This is a genomic window from Marilutibacter chinensis (assembly GCF_021725675.1).
Taxonomy (GTDB): domain Bacteria; phylum Pseudomonadota; class Gammaproteobacteria; order Xanthomonadales; family Xanthomonadaceae; genus Marilutibacter; species Marilutibacter chinensis.
The window spans coordinates 301,606-317,108 of sequence record NZ_JAKJPO010000001.1 but is presented as its reverse complement, the minus strand read 5'-3'; the positions used below and the strand labels follow the sequence as shown (position 1 = coordinate 317,108).

Here is a 15,503-nt window from a genome sequence, read left to right as displayed (position 1 = left end):
GACCGCTGACTGGGGCGGCGGCGACCAAATGAATGGATTACGCGATGGAGATCAGGCATCTGCGATGCTTCATGGCCGTAGCCGAAGAGCTTCACTTCGCGCGGGCGGCTGAGAAACTGCACATTGAGCAGTCGCCGCTTTCGCGTGCCATCAAAGAGCTAGAAGAGGATCTGGGCGTTCAGCTATTCGCGCGCACGACCCGCAGTACCCGACTGACGCGCGCGGGCCGAATGTTCCTGGAACACGTGCCTCGTGTATTTGCCTCGCTGCAGCAGGCTCGTGACAGTGTGAAAGCCGCTGCCAACGGCTTCCACGGCCAATTGCGCATCGCTTTATCTGATGGCATCACGCCGACTTGCTTCTCGGCTCTCTTGGCACTTTGCCGACAGGAGGAGCCTGAGATCGAGATTCGCTTGACCGAGATTCCCTTGTCGCAGCAGCTCAAGGGACTGCACGAAGATCTCTACGACGTTGGCTTTGCTCAGTTGGATGAAGTTGGTGATGGGCTCCTTGCAGAGCCCATTTGGCACGATCAATTGATGGTGGCGGTGCCTGCACGTCACCCCTTGCTCGCGTATAAGCGCATACCTCTGGACGAGATGCTGCGCTATCCCTTGGCACTCTGCGATCCGCATACATGCGAAGGGCATGCCCGCCAAATTGACCGCGCTTTGCGTCAATCGAGTCTGGAGCCGTTGATCGCCGAACGAGTTGCGTCGTTCGATCTGATGATGACTCTGGTATCGGCTGGCTTTGCGCTGGGCTTGGCGGGCGCGTCGCAGATTGCCGCCAGCCGCGAACCAAGCGTGGTTGCCCGTCCACTTGCTGACCGTTCACACGTGCTCACGACTTACCTGTTGCGCGTGGACAAAGAGCCGTCGGATGCCCTGGCTCGTTTCATCGAACGAGTCTATGCCATTGAACCACCAAGAGGAAAAGTCTCTGCTATGCGAGAACGAACTGACCCACCAGAGGAGATCGAGCCATGAAGAAGATCATCCCACTTCTGTTTGCTGCAATGCTGGCGGCTTGCGGAAAACCCGAGCCGACCGAGACGAGTGGCAAGTCTGTGCCCATCGAAACGGTGGAATCGCTCGCAGCCAATCCCGGACGCCTGAAGGAACTGCGACAGCAGTGCAAGACCGACCGCGCCAAGCTGGGCGATGAACTCTGCAACCGCGTGGCCGAGGCGACGAATCGGCGCTTCATGGGTGATGGCGAAACCCCATACACGCCGCCGAAGGAGCAGCCGAAATTCTGACCGTGGGCGAATAGCCACCGATCTTCCGCTTCGTCGCTCGACACGCCGCAGTTCGCCCATGCTTGCAGCGTTTTCCTGCCATTCTCCCTCGCACGAAATCTTGCTTTTTACTCGACCTTTGTCCCGATAACGGTCTTTGACCGGCCCTTGACCTGACCTCGATTCTCGCGGTTGCGGCACGCCTTTGTGCCGCATGCCACACGGGAGAAAGCGGAGGCTGGGATGCAGGGTCAAGGCGTGCTGTTCGGGCAAATCGGTGTCGTGTTCGGCATCGTGATCGCCGGCGTGTGGGGTGCCACGCAATGGACAGCCGCCGCCCTGAGCTATCAGGTACGCCTGGGTTCGCCCTGGTTCGACTTCTTCGGCACGCCGATCTATCTCCCTTGGCGGCTGTTCGAGTGGTGGTACTTCTACGGCGCCTATGCACCGCGCGTCTTCGACACCGGCGGCGCCATCGCAGGCGGTAGCGGTCTGGTGGCCGTGGTGGTCGCGATCGCCATGTCCGTCTGGCGTTCGCGGCAGTCGAAGCTGGTCACGACCTATGGTTCCGCGCGTTGGGCTGATGCCGGAGACATTCGCAAGGCTGGCCTGGACAAATCGGACGGCGTTTTCCTCGGTCTGCATCGCGGTCAGTACCTACGGCATGAAGGACCGGAGCACGTCCTGACCTTCGCGCCGACGCGCTCCGGCAAGGGCGTTGGGCTGGTGGTGCCCACGCTGTTGAGCTGGCCCGCCTCGGCCGTCATCCACGACATCAAGGGCGAGAACTGGCAGATCACTGCCGGCTGGCGCTCGCGTTTCTCGCACTGCCTGCTGTTCAACCCCACCGATCCGAAGTCGGCGGCCTACAACCCGCTGCTGGAAGTCCGGCGCGGCGCACATGAAGTGCGCGACGTGCAGAACATCGCGGACATCCTCGTCGATCCCGAAGGCGCGCTGGAGCGCCGCAACCACTGGGAGAAGACCTCGCACGCGCTGCTGGTCGGCGCCATCCTGCACGTGCTCTACGCAGGCGAGGACAAGACGTTGCGCGGCGTCGCCAACTTCCTCTCCGACCCGGCGTGTCCGTTCGAGCTGACGCTGCATCGGATGATGACGACGCGGCACTTGGGCGACGCGCCGCATCCTGTCGTCGCGTCGGCTGCGCGTGAGGTTCTCAACAAGTCGGACAACGAGCGTTCCGGCGTGTTGAGCACCGCCATGTCCTTCTTGGGCCTGTATCGCGACCCCACGGTGGCCGAAGTCACCTCGCGCTGCGACTGGCGCATCGCCGACCTGATCGCTGCCGAGCATCCCGTCTCGTTGTACCTGGTGGTGCCGCCTTCGGATATCAGTCGCACCAAACCGCTGGTGCGGCTGATCCTCAACCAGATTGGACGCCGCCTGACCGAATCGCTCGACGGCAGCGACGGCATCGCACGCCGCCACAAGCTGCTCTTGATGCTCGACGAGTTCCCGGCGCTGGGCCGGCTCGATTTCTTCGAGACGGCGCTCGCCTTCATGGCCGGCTACGGCATCCGCAGCTTCCTCATCGCGCAGTCGCTCAACCAGATCGACAAGGCCTACGGCCAGAACCATTCCATCCTCGACAACTGCCATGTGCGGGTGACGTTCGCCACCAACGACGAACGCACGGCCAAGCGGATCTCCGAGACGCTGGGCACCGCCACGGAGCTACGCGCGCAGCGCAACTACGCCGGCCATCGGCTGGCGCCGTGGCTGGGGCACCTGATGGTGTCGCGGCAAGAGACGGCCCGCCCGCTGTTGACGCCCGGCGAGGTGATGCAGCTCCCGCCCGACGAGGCCGTGGTGATGGTGTCCAGCGTGGCACCGATCCGCGCGAAGAAACTGCGCTACTACGCCGACGCCAATTTCAAGCGGCGCGTACTGCTGCCGCCTGCACTCGCTGCCGGGCGCTATACCGACATGCCGCCGGCCCGGCCTGACGACTGGAGCTGGCTGGCGATTCCCGTCATGCCGGCGGCACCCGTCACGGCCTCAGGCCTGGCCGACGACGACACCGGCACCGCCGACGACGGCGGCCCGCGCCGGCAGCCGGAGCTATCCGAGGTCGCCGAATACAGCCCCGAACCGCGGCCCGCCGACAGCGACCTGGCGCTCCTCGATGACGACGACCTGCCGCTCCCGCTTCCTCGCCAGCTCGACCCGGCCATGCAGCGCACGGCTCGGTTGGCGTCCCTCGACCCCGACGACGGAATCCAGCTATGAGCCAGTACCGCCTCAATCTGTTCATTCCGCGCGAGCACGCCAAGCGCCTCGACGAGCTGGCTGCCAAGAAAGGCGTGTCCAAGTCGTCCATCGTCGCGGCGGCGCTGGCGTCCTGGTTGTCGCCCGACGCCGGCGACCAGCGCGAGGCGGCCATCGCTAAGCGGCTCGACCGGCTGACGCGGCAATTCGAGCGCCTGGAGCGCGACCAGAACATCGCCATCGAGACGCTGGCCCTGTTCGTCCGCTACTTCCTGACGGTCAGCACGCCTGTTCCAGAAGCCCATCAGGAAGCAGCCCGCGCACAGGGCAAGGCACGCTTCGAGCAGTTCGTCGAACAGCTTGGCCGCCACCTGCTGCGTGGGCGCAGCCTGGTGCGCGACGTGGTGGAGGAACTGCAGCCGGATACCGCGCGGCTGGACGATGCGGCAGCGCTGGCCCAGGCGCAGGAGCGTGCGTCATGAGCACCGTGCCACAGTCCTTCGCCACCACCTCGCTCGACCGGCGCATCCGCATGTTGCGCACGGCGATGGGGCCGCTGATCGCCGCCGCGCTCGAAGACCCGGACGTAGTGGAGATCATGCTCAACCCCGACCATACGCTCTGGGTCGACCGGCTGTCGTCGGGTCGCGCGCCGCTTGGCGCGGAGCTGTCCGAAGCGGACGGCGAGCGCATCATCCGCCTGGTCGCTGCCCACGTCGGTGCGGAAGTGCATCGCGGCCAACCGCTGTTGACCGCCGAGCTGCCGGAAACCGGCGAGCGCTTCGAGGGCATCCTGCCGCCGGCCGCGCCGGGGCCGGCCTTCGCGCTGCGCAAGCGCGCGGTTGGCGTCATCCCGCTGGATCGCTACGTCACCGACGGAATGATGACCACCGAGCAGGCTGCGTTCCTACGCGGCGCGGTGCGCGAGCGGCAGAACGTCCTGATTGCCGGCGGCACCAGCACCGGCAAGACCACGCTTGCCAATGCCTTGCTCGCGGAAATCGCCGCCACCGGCGACCGCGTGCTGGTGCTCGAAGACACGGTGGAACTGCAATGCGCGGCGCGCGACCACGTGCCGCTGCGCACGCGCGCCGGCGTCGTGTCCATGACCGAGCTGGTGCGCGCCACGATGCGCCTGCGCCCCGACCGCGTGATCGTCGGCGAGGTGCGTGGTGGTGAGGCGCTGGATCTCATCAAGGTATGGGGCACCGGCCATCCGGGTGGCATCGCCACGATCCATGCAGGCTCCGCGCTGGGCGCGCTGCTGCGCCTGGAGCAACTGATTCTCGAAGTGGCCGTGAACCCGCCGCAGGCGCTCGTCGCCGAGGCCGTCAACGTCGTCATCCACATCGCCGGCCGCGGCCGGCGCCGTCGCATCGAGAGCATCGCTCGCGTCCTCGGCTTCGATGGCGTGGGCTACCGCCTGGCGGATGCGCTGCAACCACCGCTTCCTGAGCTGCCGCTGTCTTCCCCGTCCCCCGACCTCTCTGGAGAACTGCCATGACGCAGACGCATGCCCATGCTTTCCGCATTTCCGTAAATCCAGCTTCGTGTTTGGCGCGTCTGCGCCGCCTGGCCAGGCCAGCGCATCACGGCCTGATGCTGGCCGCCGCGATGCTGATGACGGCCGGCACGGCGAAGGCCGCCGGCTCCTCGATGCCTTGGGAAGGCCCGCTGCAGTCCATTCTCGAATCCATCCAGGGGCCGGTCGCGCGCATCGTCGCCGTTATCATCATCATCGCTACCGGCCTCGCGCTGGCCTTCGGCGACACGTCGGGCGGCTTCCGCAAGCTGATCCAGATCGTGTTCGGGTTGAGCATCGCCTTCGCGGCGTCCTCGTTCTTCCTGTCGTTCTTCAGCTTCTCCGGCGGGGCCGTCGTATGAGCACGGCCACCGACCTGCCAGGCTTCGAGGTGCCGCTGCATCGCTCGCTGACCGAGCCGATCCTGCTGGGCGGCGCGCCGCGCACCGTGGCGATCGCCAACGGCACGCTGGCCGCCGCCGTGGGCTTGGGCCTGCAACTCTGGATTCCCGGCGTCGTGCTCTGGATCGTCGGCCATTCGCTGGCGGTATGGGGTGCGCGCGTCGATACGCAGTTCATGCCCGTGTTCGCCCGGCACATCAAGCACAAGCCGCTGCTGGACGTGTGACGGGAGATTGCTGCGATGCTGAATCTCGCCGAATACCGCCAGCGCCCGGCCTTGCTCGCCGACTGGCTGCCGTGGGCCGGCCTGGTCGCACCCGGCGTCGTGCTCAACAAGGATGGTTCGTTCCAGCGCACGGCGCGGTTCCGTGGTCCCGACCTGGACAGCGCGACGCAAGGCGAGTTGATCGCCACGACGGCGCGCTTGAATAATGCGCTGCGCCGGCTCGGTGCCGGCTGGGCGCTGTTCGTCGAGGCCGAGCGCCGCCCGGCGGCGGACTATCCGCACTCGGACTTCCCCGAACCGCTGTCCTGGCTGGTGGACGAGGAGCGCCGCGCGACCTTCGAAGAATCGGGCAACCACTTCGAGAGCGGCTATCACCTCACGCTGCAATACCTGCCACCGGAGGAATCCCGCGCCCGCGCGGCCGAGCTGCTCTACGAGAACACGCCGACTGCCGGCGTGGATTGGCGCGAACGCCTGACCGCGTTCGTCGCGGAAACCGGGCGCATCTTCGACTTGCTCGATGGCGTGATGCCGGAAATCGGCTGGCTCGACGACGCCGAAACGCTGACCTACCTGCATGCGACCGTCTCGACGCGGCACTACCGCGTCGGCGTACCGGCCGTGCCGTTCCACCTCGACGCGCTGCTGGCCGACGTGCCGCTGATTGGCGGGCTGGCACCCATGCTGGGCAATGCGCACCTGCGCGTGGTGACGGTACGCGGCTTCCCGACCTCGACTTGGCCGGGGATTCTGGATGACCTCAACCGGCTCGGCTTCGCTTATCGCTGGAGCACGCGCTTCCTGTGCATGGACAAGGCCGAGGCCGAGAAGGAGCTGGGCCGCCTGCGCCGGCAATGGTTCGCCAAGCGCAAGAACGTCCTGGCCCTGCTGCGCGAGACGATCTTCCAGCAGGAAAGCCCGCTGGTCGATACCGACGCCAGCAACAAGGCCGCCGATGCGGACGCCGCCCTGCAGGAGCTGGGCAGCGACCAAGTGGCCTTCGGCTACGTCACCGCGACCGTGACGGTGCTCGATGCCGACGCCGACGTGGCCGACGAGAAGCTGCGCAGGGTGGAACGCGCGATTCAGGGCCGGGGTTTCGTAACCATCCCCGAAACCCTCAACTCCGTGGAGGCATGGCTGTCGTCGGTGCCGGGCAACGCCTACGCCAACGTGCGCCAGCCCATCGTCTCGACGCTCAACTTGGCGCACCTGATGCCGGTGTCGGCGGTATGGGCCGGGCCGGAGAAGAACGACCACCTCGACGGCCCGCCGCTGATCGTCACTCGCACCGAAGGCGCGACGCCATTCCGGCTGGTGACGCACGTCGGCGACGTGGGCCATACGCTCGTTGTCGGCCCGACCGGCATGGGCAAGTCCGTTCTGCTCGCCACGCTGGCGATGCAGTTCCGTCGCTATCCCGGCTCGCGCATCTTCGCCTTCGACATGGGCCGCTCCATGCGGGCGACGGCGCTGGGCCTGGGCGGCGAGTATTACGACCTTGGCGCCGATGGCGCGATCGCGTTCCAGCCGCTCGCGCGCATCGACCAGGAGGGCTACCGCACCTGGGCGGCCGAATGGGTCGAAGGCCGCCTGACGCACGAAGGCGTCGCTGTCGGCCCCGACGAGAAGGCGGCCATCTGGTCGGCACTCGGCAGTCTGGCCGGCGCGCCGGTCGAACAGCGCACGCTCACGGGCCTGTCGGTACTGCTGCAATCGAACACGCTGCGGCAGGCGCTCGCGCCTTATGTGCTCGGCGGTGCTCACGGCAAGCTGCTCGACGCCGATCACGACCGCCTTGGCGGCGCCGACGTGCAGTGCTTCGAGATGGAGGAGCTGATGCACAGCAAGGCCGCGGTGCTGGCCGTGCTGGGCTACCTGTTCGCGCGCTTCGAAGAGCGTTTCGACGGCGCGCCGACGCTGCTGATTCTCGACGAATCCTGGCTGTTCCTCGACGACCCGGTGTTCGCTGCGCGCATCCGCCAGTGGCTCAAGACGCTACGCAAGAAGAACGTCAGCGTCATCTTCGCCACGCAGTCGCTGGCGGACATCAAGGATTCCAGCATCGCGCCCGCGATCATCGAGAGCTGCGCCAGCCGCATCTTCTTGCCGAACCCGCAGGCCACCGAGCCGCAGATTCGCACGATCTACGAAGGCTTCGGCCTCAACAGCCGGCAAATCGAGATCGTCGCCACCGCGCAGCCCAAGCGCGACTACTACTACCAATCCCGCGCAGGCAATCGCCTGTTCGAGCTCGACCTGGGGCCGGTCGCGCTCGCGTTCGCGGGTGCCTCGACGCCCCAAGACCAGCGCGCCATCGACGGCGTGCTGCGCGACGCCGGAGCGCCGGGTTTTACCGGCGCCTGGCTGCGTCATCGCGGCCTCGATTGGGCGGCCGACCTGCTGCCGGCCGCGCCATCCGCCGCGTCCTTCCTCGCTCCCCAACCCCAGGAGATTTCGCCATGAAGATTCGCCTTCTCACCCTCGCCGTTGCTGCGTCAATTGGCGTCATGCCCGTTGCGCAGGCGCAATGGGTCGTCGTCGATCCGACCAATCTCGTGCAGAACACGCTGACCGCGGTTCGCACGCTGGAGCAAATCAACAACCAGATTCAGCAGCTCCAGAACGAAGCACAGATGTTGACGAACCAGGCGCGCAATCTTGCCAGCCTGCCGTTCAACGTGGTCAACCGGCTTCGCTCCACGCTCGCCACCACCGAACGGCTGATCGCGCAAGCGCAAGGGCTGGCGTTCGAGGTGCAGAGCATGAACACCGAGTTCGCGCGTCTGTACCCGGAGCAGTACGCCGCCACCGTCAGCGGCGACCAGATGTACCAGGATGCGCGCCAGCGTTGGCAGAACACGCTCAACGGCTTGCAGACCGCGATGCAGATGCAGGCGCAGGTGTCGCAGAACCTGTCCGACGACGAGAGCATGCTGGCCGACCTGGTGAGCCAGAGCCAGTCCGCGACCGGCGCGTTGCAAGCCATGCAGGCGACCAACCAGCTTCTGGCCCTGCAGGCGAAGCAATCCATCCAGACGCAGCAGCTCCAGCTCACGCAGGGCCGTGCGACGGCGCTGGAACTGGCACGGCAGGCCGCCGCCGTCGAACGTGGCCGCGAAGTGACGCGGCGCTTCCTCGGCACCGGCACGGCGTACACGCCGCAGCCCGTGACCTTCTACGGCAACTGACGGGCACGGCCATGCAACGCGCGCCTGTCCTGTTCGCCTTCGCGTGCCTGCTGGCCGGCTGCGGCCGGTCGCAGGCGCTGTCGGTCGATGCGCTGGCCGCCGACCCGGTGTTGTTGAACTTGCTGCGGGAGCAATGCCGCCGTGGCGAGCATGACGGCGCGTTCTGCGCGCGGGTCGCGCAAGCCGACCTGCGCCGCTTTCTCTCCGGGCAGGTTGGCCCGGACGAATACCAGACGCTCGCCGACCTGCCGCCGATTCCGGCCAGCTTCGACGAACCCATCGCCGCAGTGGAGGGCCGGCCATGAACGACGTCGCCATCATCGACCGCTTCCTCAACACGTTCTCCACCTACATCGACTCCGGCTTCGGCCTGCTTCGCGGCGAAGTCGCGTTCCTGACCGCGACGCTGGTGGCGATCGACATGACCTTGGCCGGTCTCTATTGGGCGCTCGGCCATGCGACCGGCCAGGGCGATGACGTGATGGCGAAGCTCATCCGCAAGGTGCTCTACGTTGGCGCCTTCGCCTACATCATCGGCAACTTCAACTGGCTGGCCAGCATCGTGTTCCGCTCGTTCGCGGGCCTGGGCCTGAGCGCGACCGGCTCGCTGAGCATGGAGACGTTCCTGCAGCCGGGACGCCTCGCCAAGACCGGCATCGATGCCGGCATGCCCATCCTCGACCAGATCAGCGAGATGGCCGGCTTCCCGGAAGTGTTCATCAACATGACGCCCATCGTCGTGATGTTCCTCGCCTGGCTGGTGGTCATCGTCTGTTTCTTCGTGCTGGCGGTGCAGCTCTTCATCACGCTGATCGAGTTCAAGCTGACCACGCTGGCCGGCTTCGTGCTGGTGCCGTTCGCGCTGTGGAACAAGACCGCGTTCCTCGCCGAAAAGGTACTCGGCAACGTCGTGTCGTCCGGGGTCAAGGTGCTGGTGCTGGCCGTCATCGTCGGCATCGGCACGGGGCTGTTTGCCGAGTTTCAGGTGACGCCGGACGAGCCCTCCATCGACCACGCGCTGGTCGTGATGCTGGCCTCGCTTGCCTTGCTGGCGCTCGGCATCTTCGGGCCGGGCATCGCCACGGGGTTGATTTCCGGCGGGCCGCAACTCGGCGCCGGTGCGATGGCCGGGGCAGCACTGGGCGCAGCGGGAACCGCCGTCGCGGTCGGTGCCGCGGCTACCGGCGTTGGCGGCGCGGTGGCGGCCGGGGCGCGCATGGCGCCAGCCGCTGCGAAGATGGCCGCCAGCGGCGCACGTGCCGCCGCCTCGACCGCTGGCAGTGTGCGCTCGGTGTTCCAGGCCGGTTCTGCGGCTGCCGGCGGCGGCTCAAAGGGTGCAATGGCCGGCCTGGGCAACGTCGCCAAGAGCGGCGCGCAGATGGTCGGCCAGAAGGCCGCCGCCGGGGCGCGCTCGCTTAAGGAACGCGCAGCGGCAGCCTTCCGCTCGGACAGCGCGGGGCCGGCGTCCAGCGGTGGCGGCGGCGCTGCCGCACAAGGCGGCGAAGCCATGGCCAATACCGCCCACCCGCAGCAGCAACAGCAGCCCGCCTGGGCCAAGCGTCTGCATCGTCGCCAGCAGCTCACCCACGCAGCGACCACCGCCGCGCACACGCTGCGCGGCGGCGACGCGGGCAGTTCGAGCAGCGGCCCGAGCCTGCGTGATTCCGATTCTTGAGGAGAACGAGCCATGCGATTCAAGCGACCGCAGGTGCGCTACGCCGACACGCCGCAGCCTGCCACCCCGTATCAAGCCGCCGCGCAAGCGTGGGATGAGCGCATCGGCTCGGCCCGCGTGCAGGCGAAGAACTGGCGGCTGATGGCTTTCGGCTGCCTGGTGCTGGCCTTGCTGATGGCCGGCGGCCTGGTCTGGCGCTCGGCGCAGTCCATCGTCACACCCTACGTGGTGGAAGTGGACAAGACCGGCCAGGTGCGTGCAGTCGGCGAAGCCGCCACGCCGTACCGGCCGGCCGATGCGCAGATCGCTTTCCACCTGGCGCACTTCGTCTCGCTGGTTCGCTCGCTGTCCATCGACCCCATCGTGGTGCGGCAGAACTGGCTCGACGCCTACGAGTACACCACCGACCGCGGCGCGACCGTGCTCAACGAGTACGCACGCACCAACGACCCATTCGCGCGCGTCGGCAAGCAGTCGGTGACGGTGCAGATCACCAGCGTCGTTCGCGCCAGCGAGTCGTCGTTCAACGTGCGCTGGACGGAACAGCGATTCGTCAACGGCGCGCCCGCCGGCACCGAACGCTGGAACGCCGTGGTGTCCATCGTCCTGCAAACCCCGCGCACCGAGCAACGGCTGCGCAAGAACCCGCTCGGCATCTATGTCAACGGCCTGTCCTGGAGCCGCGAGCTGGATGCGTCCGAAGGAGCCAAGCCATGAACCAGTCTTTCCGCCTTTACGCTTTCGTGCTGGCGCTCGTGGCCCTGTCGGGCTGCGCCTCGCAGGGCAAGCCGCCACCGCGCATTTCGCTCGATGAGCCAGTTCAGGCCCAGCCGCTACCCGAACCGCCCAAGCCGGTCGAAGTGGTGGCGGTGCCGAAGGTGTTGCCGATGCCGGCGCAACTGAAGCCGATGCCGGAGGCAGACGACGCTAAGCCCCCGCCGGAACCCGCCGACGAAACCGTGCGCGTGTCGCGCGCCAACGCCGAGGCGCGCATCGCCCCCACGCGCGAGGGCTACGTCAATGCGATTCAGGTCTGGCCCTTCAGCGATGGCGCGCTGTATCAGGTCTATGCCGCGCCGGGGCGCGTCACCGTGATTTCGCTCCAGCCCGGCGAGGAGCTGGTGACGGTCGCCGCCGGCGACACAGTGCGCTGGATCGTCGGCGACACCTCCAGCGGCGCCGGCAACGAGCTGCGTGTGAACGTGCTGGTGAAACCCATCCGCTCGGGCCTCAAGACGAACCTGGTCATCACCACCAGCCGGCGCACCTACCTGATCGAGCTGACCTCGACCGACAAGGCGTGGATGGCGTCGGTATCCTGGGATTATCCGAAGGACCGGATGCTGGCCTTGCAGCGTCAGGCGCAGGCCGCACAGGCGGCGGCTCCAGTCGATACCGGCTTGTCGCTGGAGAAGATCCGCTTTCGCTACGCGGTCAGCGGCAGCAATCCGCCGTGGAAGCCGCTGCGTGCCTTCGACGATGGCGAGAAGGTCTATATCCAGTTCCCGCCGGGTATCGCCCAAGGCGAACTGCCGCCGCTGTTCGTGATCGGCGCGCAGGGCGACGGGCAACTGGTGAACTACCGTTTCCGCTCGCCGTACTACATCGTGGATCGGCTGTTCGGCGCAGCCGAACTGCGCCTGGGCGGCGACAAGGGCGACGTGGTTCGCATCGAGCGCACGGACGGCACGCGGGGGAACTGACCATGAGCCAGGACGAAACCCCGGACGTGCCCATTCCCGATGCCGCGCCAAAGGTCGCACCGGAGAACGTGGCGCTGCGGGCGCAGCCGCGCTCGGTGACGCGCCTCAATCGGCGCACGCTCGCCATTCTCGCCGGCGGCCTGGCCGTCACGGTCATGGCCGCCACCATGTGGTCGTTGCAACCGAAACCGCGACGCAACGACAGCGACCCGGCCGAGCTTTACAACGTCGACCGCGTATCGCGCTCGGAAGGGCTGGACCGCCTTCCGACCGACTACTCGAAGCTACCGCCACAGGTGCCAGAACTGGGACCGCCGCTGCCGGGTGACCTGGGGCCGGCCATCGTGAAGTCGCAACCGCCGGCGGTGGCCAGCTACTCACCGCCCGGCCAGGACGCGGCGGCGGCCGAGCGCGACGCACTGCGCAAGGAGGCTGAAGCGGCGGCGGGTTCGTCGGTGTTCTTCCGCTCGGGCAACCCGCGCGCCGCCGCCACGCCCGCGCAGGTTGCCGCCGCCGCCTCGGCATCTGGCCTCGCGGGCTTCGACCTACAGGCCGCCGGGCCGGCCTCGACGGCGGCGCAGCCCGCCGACCCGACCGCCGTGCAGAACCGGCAAGACCAGAAAGAGGCGTTCCAGAAAGCCGGAATCACGGAAACCCGTAGTTCCGGTAACCTGCAAATGCCGACGTCGCCGTATCAGGTGATGGCCGGGACGGTGATCGCGGCAGCGCTGGTGACGGGCATCAAGTCCGATCTGCCGGGCGACGTGATTGGCACGGTGACGGAGCCGGTGTACGACACCGCAACCGGCCGCTATCTGCTGATCCCGCAGGGTTCGCGCATCCTCGGCCGCTATAACAGCCAGGTCAGCTACGGGCAGAGTCGCGTTCAAGTCGTCTGGAATCGGATCGTCTTGCCCGACACATCCTCGCTGACGCTCGACAACCTAGCCGGCACCGACCCGGCCGGCTACGCCGGTCTGGAGGATGGCGTCAATTGGCATTGGGATCGCATCTTCGCCGGCGCGGTGCTGACGACGCTGCTGGGCGTCGGTGCCGAACTGGCGGCACCGGAGAACCGACAGGACGACGATCGCGTCATCATCGCCGGGCGCGACAGCCTGCAGGACAGCGTGAACCAGGTCGGGCAAGAGATGACGCGGCGCAACCTCAACATCCAGCCCACGCTGACCGAGCGACCGGGCCTGCCGGTGCGCATCATCGTCAACCGCGACCTGGTGCTGCGGCCGTACCAGCCGCTGTTCTTCAACCGGGGGACTTCACGATGAGTACGACCAAGAAGCTGCGGCTGGGGCCGCTGCCCAAGACCGAGAGCGTCAAGCTGACCTTCGCATGCCCGGCCAGCCTCAAGGTCGACCTCGACCGCTACGCCGCGCTGCACGCGCAGGCCTACGGCGAGGCAGTCGATGCGACGACGCTGATCCCGCACATGCTGGAGGCGTTCATGGCCGGGGATCGCGGTTTCAAGAGGGGAGGGTACGCTGCTCCGAAGCCTGCGACGAAGTGACGAGTGCAGGAAGACCGCTGCGCTTGCCTGCGCTATCCTAGAGGCGATTGACGATGGTGTTGCCAGAGTCGTCGCCCCTCAAATCCCTCCATCTTCCGCGCCAGACAAAGCTCTTGTCGGAGGACGGTAAAAGCGACGGTAAGGCCTCATGTCGATCACAGCCAATCCCTTTAACCACGCGGGTTTGGGTGGCCTGTTGATGATGGAGTGGGAGTGAGGCGGCGCCGCTGACCGGAGCCTGGTATGAAGCGCATCGCACTGTCACTTTCGGTATCGCTGTCGCTCGCCATCGGTCCCGCCGCGGGTGCGGAGGAATACGGATCCCGGCTGGAGGGGTTCGAGTATCCGCACGAGGTGCGGCCGTTCGCGTTCCGGTCGCAGGGGCAGGCGCTGGAGATGGCCTACATGGACGTGGCGCCGACGGTACCGGCGAACGGCCGCACCGTCGTGCTGCTGCATGGCAAGAACTTCTGCGCGGCGACCTGGGAGGCCACCATCACGGTCCTCGCCAACGCGGGGTTCCGGGTGATCGCACCGGACCAGATCGGCTTCTGCAAATCCAGCAAGCCGCGCGGATACCAGTTCAGCTTCAACCAGCTCGCGCACAACACCCGGGCGCTGCTTGCCGCGGCCGACGTCGACGAGGCGGTCGTGATCGGCCACTCGATGGGCGGCATGCTGGCGACGCGCTTCGCGCTGGCCCATCCCGGTGCGGTCGAGCGCCTCGTACTGGTGAATCCGATCGGCCTGGAGGACTGGCAGGCGAAAGGCGTGCCGTACGCGACGATCGACACGCTGTACGAGAACGAGAAGCGCACGAGCTTCGAGTCGATCAAGGCCTACCAGAGCCGCTACTACTACAACGGCGCCTGGAAGCCGGAGTACGACCGCTGGGTCGGCATGCTGGCCGGCATGTACGCCGGTCCCGGCGGCGATGTGGTGGCGTGGAATCAGGCCCAGACGACCGACATGTTGTACAACCAGCCGGTGGTGCACGAGTTCCCGGCGCTGCGGGTGCCGACGGTGCTGGTGATCGGCGGCAAGGACCGGACCGCTCCCGGCGCCAACCGTGCACCGCAGGACGTCGCATCCGCACTGGGCCGGTATCCGAGACTGGGCCGGCAGGCCGCGGACGCGATCCCGGATGCCGAGCTGATCGAGTTCCCGGCCCTGGGCCATTCTCCGCAGGTGGAAGCGCCGGACACGTTCCATGCAGCGCTGCTGCAAGCCCTGGACGCAGGGGACCCATGACGCCCGACGAATCCGCCGACGTTCGCTGGATGCGACACGCGCTGGTGCTGGCGGCGCGGGCGGAGCGCGAGGACGACGAGATCCCGGTCGGCGCGGTGCTGGTTTCGGCCGATGGCCAGGTGCTGGGGGAAGGCTGGAACCGCAACATCACCGAACACGACCCGACCGCGCACGCGGAGATCGTCGCGATGCGCCAGGCCGGGATGCGGTTGGGCAACCATCGCCTGCTCGGCAGCACGCTGTACGTGACCCTGGAACCGTGTGCGATGTGCGCGATGGCGATGATCCATGCACGCATCCGGCGCGTCGTCTACGGCGCCCGCGATCCCAAGACCGGTGCGGCCGGCAGCGTGTTCGACCTGCTGGCCGATCCGCGCCACAACCATCGGGTGGAAGTGCACGGTGGCGTGCTCGGCGAGGAAGCCGGCGCGCGGCTGACCGCGTATTTTCGCGCCAAGCGGAGCGGCAAGCCGGCCTGAGTTCCATCCTGCACCCGCATGCCGCTCCGACGCCGCGCGGCCACCTTTCACCACCGCTTC

At 67.1% G+C, this 15,503-nt stretch carries 17 protein-coding genes; all 17 read left to right on the top strand.

Annotation, left to right across the window (positions count from 1 at the left end):
• Positions 1–44 precede the first annotated feature (44 nt).
• Positions 45–989, top strand: a complete 945-nt coding sequence (locus L3V18_RS01340) for a LysR family transcriptional regulator (RefSeq protein WP_095647665.1) — start codon at positions 45–47, stop codon at positions 987–989.
• Positions 986–1,261, top strand: a complete 276-nt coding sequence (locus L3V18_RS01335; protein WP_237052821.1) for an EexN family lipoprotein — start codon at positions 986–988, stop codon at positions 1,259–1,261. Before L3V18_RS01340 ends, L3V18_RS01335 begins: the two co-directional genes overlap by 4 nt.
• 222 nt (positions 1,262–1,483) lie before the next feature.
• A complete protein-coding gene (locus L3V18_RS01330; protein ID WP_237052820.1) occupies positions 1,484–3,490 on the top strand; it encodes a conjugal transfer protein TraG in 2,007 nt (668 codons plus the stop codon).
• Positions 3,487–3,951: a ribbon-helix-helix protein, CopG family gene (locus L3V18_RS01325; protein WP_237052819.1), complete on the top strand. Its 465-nt coding sequence runs from the start codon at positions 3,487–3,489 to the stop codon at positions 3,949–3,951. The genes L3V18_RS01330 and L3V18_RS01325 overlap by 4 nt, the downstream gene beginning before the upstream one ends.
• Complete coding sequence (gene trbB / locus L3V18_RS01320; protein WP_237052818.1) at positions 3,948–4,973, top strand: P-type conjugative transfer ATPase TrbB; 1,026 nt, start codon at positions 3,948–3,950, stop codon at positions 4,971–4,973. Before L3V18_RS01325 ends, trbB begins: the two co-directional genes overlap by 4 nt.
• Positions 4,970–5,353, top strand: a complete 384-nt coding sequence (locus L3V18_RS01315; RefSeq protein WP_237052817.1) for a TrbC/VirB2 family type IV secretion system protein — start codon at positions 4,970–4,972, stop codon at positions 5,351–5,353. The genes trbB and L3V18_RS01315 overlap by 4 nt, the downstream gene beginning before the upstream one ends.
• Positions 5,350–5,619 (top strand): VirB3 family type IV secretion system protein, encoded by a 270-nt coding sequence (locus tag L3V18_RS01310; protein WP_237052816.1) that lies wholly within the window; start codon positions 5,350–5,352, stop codon positions 5,617–5,619. The genes L3V18_RS01315 and L3V18_RS01310 overlap by 4 nt, the downstream gene beginning before the upstream one ends.
• A gap of 15 nt (positions 5,620–5,634) precedes the next feature.
• Positions 5,635–8,085, top strand: a complete 2,451-nt coding sequence (gene trbE, locus L3V18_RS01305; protein ID WP_237052815.1) for a conjugal transfer protein TrbE — start codon at positions 5,635–5,637, stop codon at positions 8,083–8,085.
• A complete protein-coding gene (gene trbJ / locus L3V18_RS01300) occupies positions 8,082–8,810 on the top strand; it encodes a P-type conjugative transfer protein TrbJ (protein WP_237052814.1) in 729 nt (242 codons plus the stop codon). Before trbE ends, trbJ begins: the two co-directional genes overlap by 4 nt.
• An 11-nt stretch (positions 8,811–8,821) precedes the next feature.
• Entirely contained in the window at positions 8,822–9,115 is a 294-nt protein-coding gene (locus tag L3V18_RS01295) for an EexN family lipoprotein (protein WP_237052813.1), read from the top strand.
• Positions 9,112–10,485, top strand: coding sequence for a P-type conjugative transfer protein TrbL (gene trbL / locus L3V18_RS01290; RefSeq protein ID WP_237052812.1), 1,374 nt, complete (start codon positions 9,112–9,114; stop codon positions 10,483–10,485). The genes L3V18_RS01295 and trbL overlap by 4 nt, the downstream gene beginning before the upstream one ends.
• 12 nt (positions 10,486–10,497) lie before the next feature.
• A complete protein-coding gene (gene trbF / locus L3V18_RS01285; protein ID WP_237052811.1) occupies positions 10,498–11,202 on the top strand; it encodes a conjugal transfer protein TrbF in 705 nt (234 codons plus the stop codon).
• Positions 11,199–12,188: a P-type conjugative transfer protein TrbG gene (trbG, locus tag L3V18_RS01280; RefSeq protein ID WP_237052810.1), complete on the top strand. Its 990-nt coding sequence runs from the start codon at positions 11,199–11,201 to the stop codon at positions 12,186–12,188. The genes trbF and trbG overlap by 4 nt, the downstream gene beginning before the upstream one ends.
• Before the next feature lie 2 nt (positions 12,189–12,190).
• Positions 12,191–13,474 carry a TraB/TrbI/VirB10 family type IV secretion system protein gene (locus L3V18_RS01275; RefSeq protein ID WP_237052809.1) on the top strand — a complete coding sequence of 428 codons (1,284 nt, stop codon included), beginning with the start codon at positions 12,191–12,193 and terminating at the stop codon, positions 13,472–13,474.
• Positions 13,471–13,713: a DUF2274 domain-containing protein gene (locus L3V18_RS01270; RefSeq protein WP_237052808.1), complete on the top strand. Its 243-nt coding sequence runs from the start codon at positions 13,471–13,473 to the stop codon at positions 13,711–13,713. The genes L3V18_RS01275 and L3V18_RS01270 overlap by 4 nt, the downstream gene beginning before the upstream one ends.
• Before the next feature lie 243 nt (positions 13,714–13,956).
• Positions 13,957–14,964, top strand: a complete 1,008-nt coding sequence (locus L3V18_RS01265) for an alpha/beta fold hydrolase (protein ID WP_237052807.1) — start codon at positions 13,957–13,959, stop codon at positions 14,962–14,964.
• Positions 14,961–15,443 (top strand): tRNA adenosine(34) deaminase TadA, encoded by a 483-nt coding sequence (tadA, locus tag L3V18_RS01260; protein ID WP_237052806.1) that lies wholly within the window; start codon positions 14,961–14,963, stop codon positions 15,441–15,443. Before L3V18_RS01265 ends, tadA begins: the two co-directional genes overlap by 4 nt.
• Positions 15,444–15,503: the final 60 nt, after the last annotated feature.

What these genes read in the sequence shown, in the direction of transcription:
- L3V18_RS01340 (WP_095647665.1), top strand. Translation starts at nt 45, where the DNA reads ATGGAGATCAGGCATCTGCGATGCTTCATGGCCGTAGCCGAAGAGCTT.
- L3V18_RS01335 (WP_237052821.1), top strand. Translation starts at nt 986, where the DNA reads ATGAAGAAGATCATCCCACTTCTGTTTGCTGCAATGCTGGCGGCTTGC.
- L3V18_RS01330 (WP_237052820.1), top strand. Translation starts at nt 1,484, where the DNA reads ATGCAGGGTCAAGGCGTGCTGTTCGGGCAAATCGGTGTCGTGTTCGGC.
- L3V18_RS01325 (WP_237052819.1), top strand. Translation starts at nt 3,487, where the DNA reads ATGAGCCAGTACCGCCTCAATCTGTTCATTCCGCGCGAGCACGCCAAG.
- trbB (WP_237052818.1), top strand. Translation starts at nt 3,948, where the DNA reads ATGAGCACCGTGCCACAGTCCTTCGCCACCACCTCGCTCGACCGGCGC.
- L3V18_RS01315 (WP_237052817.1), top strand. Translation starts at nt 4,970, where the DNA reads ATGACGCAGACGCATGCCCATGCTTTCCGCATTTCCGTAAATCCAGCT.
- L3V18_RS01310 (WP_237052816.1), top strand. Translation starts at nt 5,350, where the DNA reads ATGAGCACGGCCACCGACCTGCCAGGCTTCGAGGTGCCGCTGCATCGC.
- trbE (WP_237052815.1), top strand. Translation starts at nt 5,635, where the DNA reads ATGCTGAATCTCGCCGAATACCGCCAGCGCCCGGCCTTGCTCGCCGAC.
- trbJ (WP_237052814.1), top strand. Translation starts at nt 8,082, where the DNA reads ATGAAGATTCGCCTTCTCACCCTCGCCGTTGCTGCGTCAATTGGCGTC.
- L3V18_RS01295 (WP_237052813.1), top strand. Translation starts at nt 8,822, where the DNA reads ATGCAACGCGCGCCTGTCCTGTTCGCCTTCGCGTGCCTGCTGGCCGGC.
- trbL (WP_237052812.1), top strand. Translation starts at nt 9,112, where the DNA reads ATGAACGACGTCGCCATCATCGACCGCTTCCTCAACACGTTCTCCACC.
- trbF (WP_237052811.1), top strand. Translation starts at nt 10,498, where the DNA reads ATGCGATTCAAGCGACCGCAGGTGCGCTACGCCGACACGCCGCAGCCT.
- trbG (WP_237052810.1), top strand. Translation starts at nt 11,199, where the DNA reads ATGAACCAGTCTTTCCGCCTTTACGCTTTCGTGCTGGCGCTCGTGGCC.
- L3V18_RS01275 (WP_237052809.1), top strand. Translation starts at nt 12,191, where the DNA reads ATGAGCCAGGACGAAACCCCGGACGTGCCCATTCCCGATGCCGCGCCA.
- L3V18_RS01270 (WP_237052808.1), top strand. Translation starts at nt 13,471, where the DNA reads ATGAGTACGACCAAGAAGCTGCGGCTGGGGCCGCTGCCCAAGACCGAG.
- L3V18_RS01265 (WP_237052807.1), top strand. Translation starts at nt 13,957, where the DNA reads ATGAAGCGCATCGCACTGTCACTTTCGGTATCGCTGTCGCTCGCCATC.
- tadA (WP_237052806.1), top strand. Translation starts at nt 14,961, where the DNA reads ATGACGCCCGACGAATCCGCCGACGTTCGCTGGATGCGACACGCGCTG.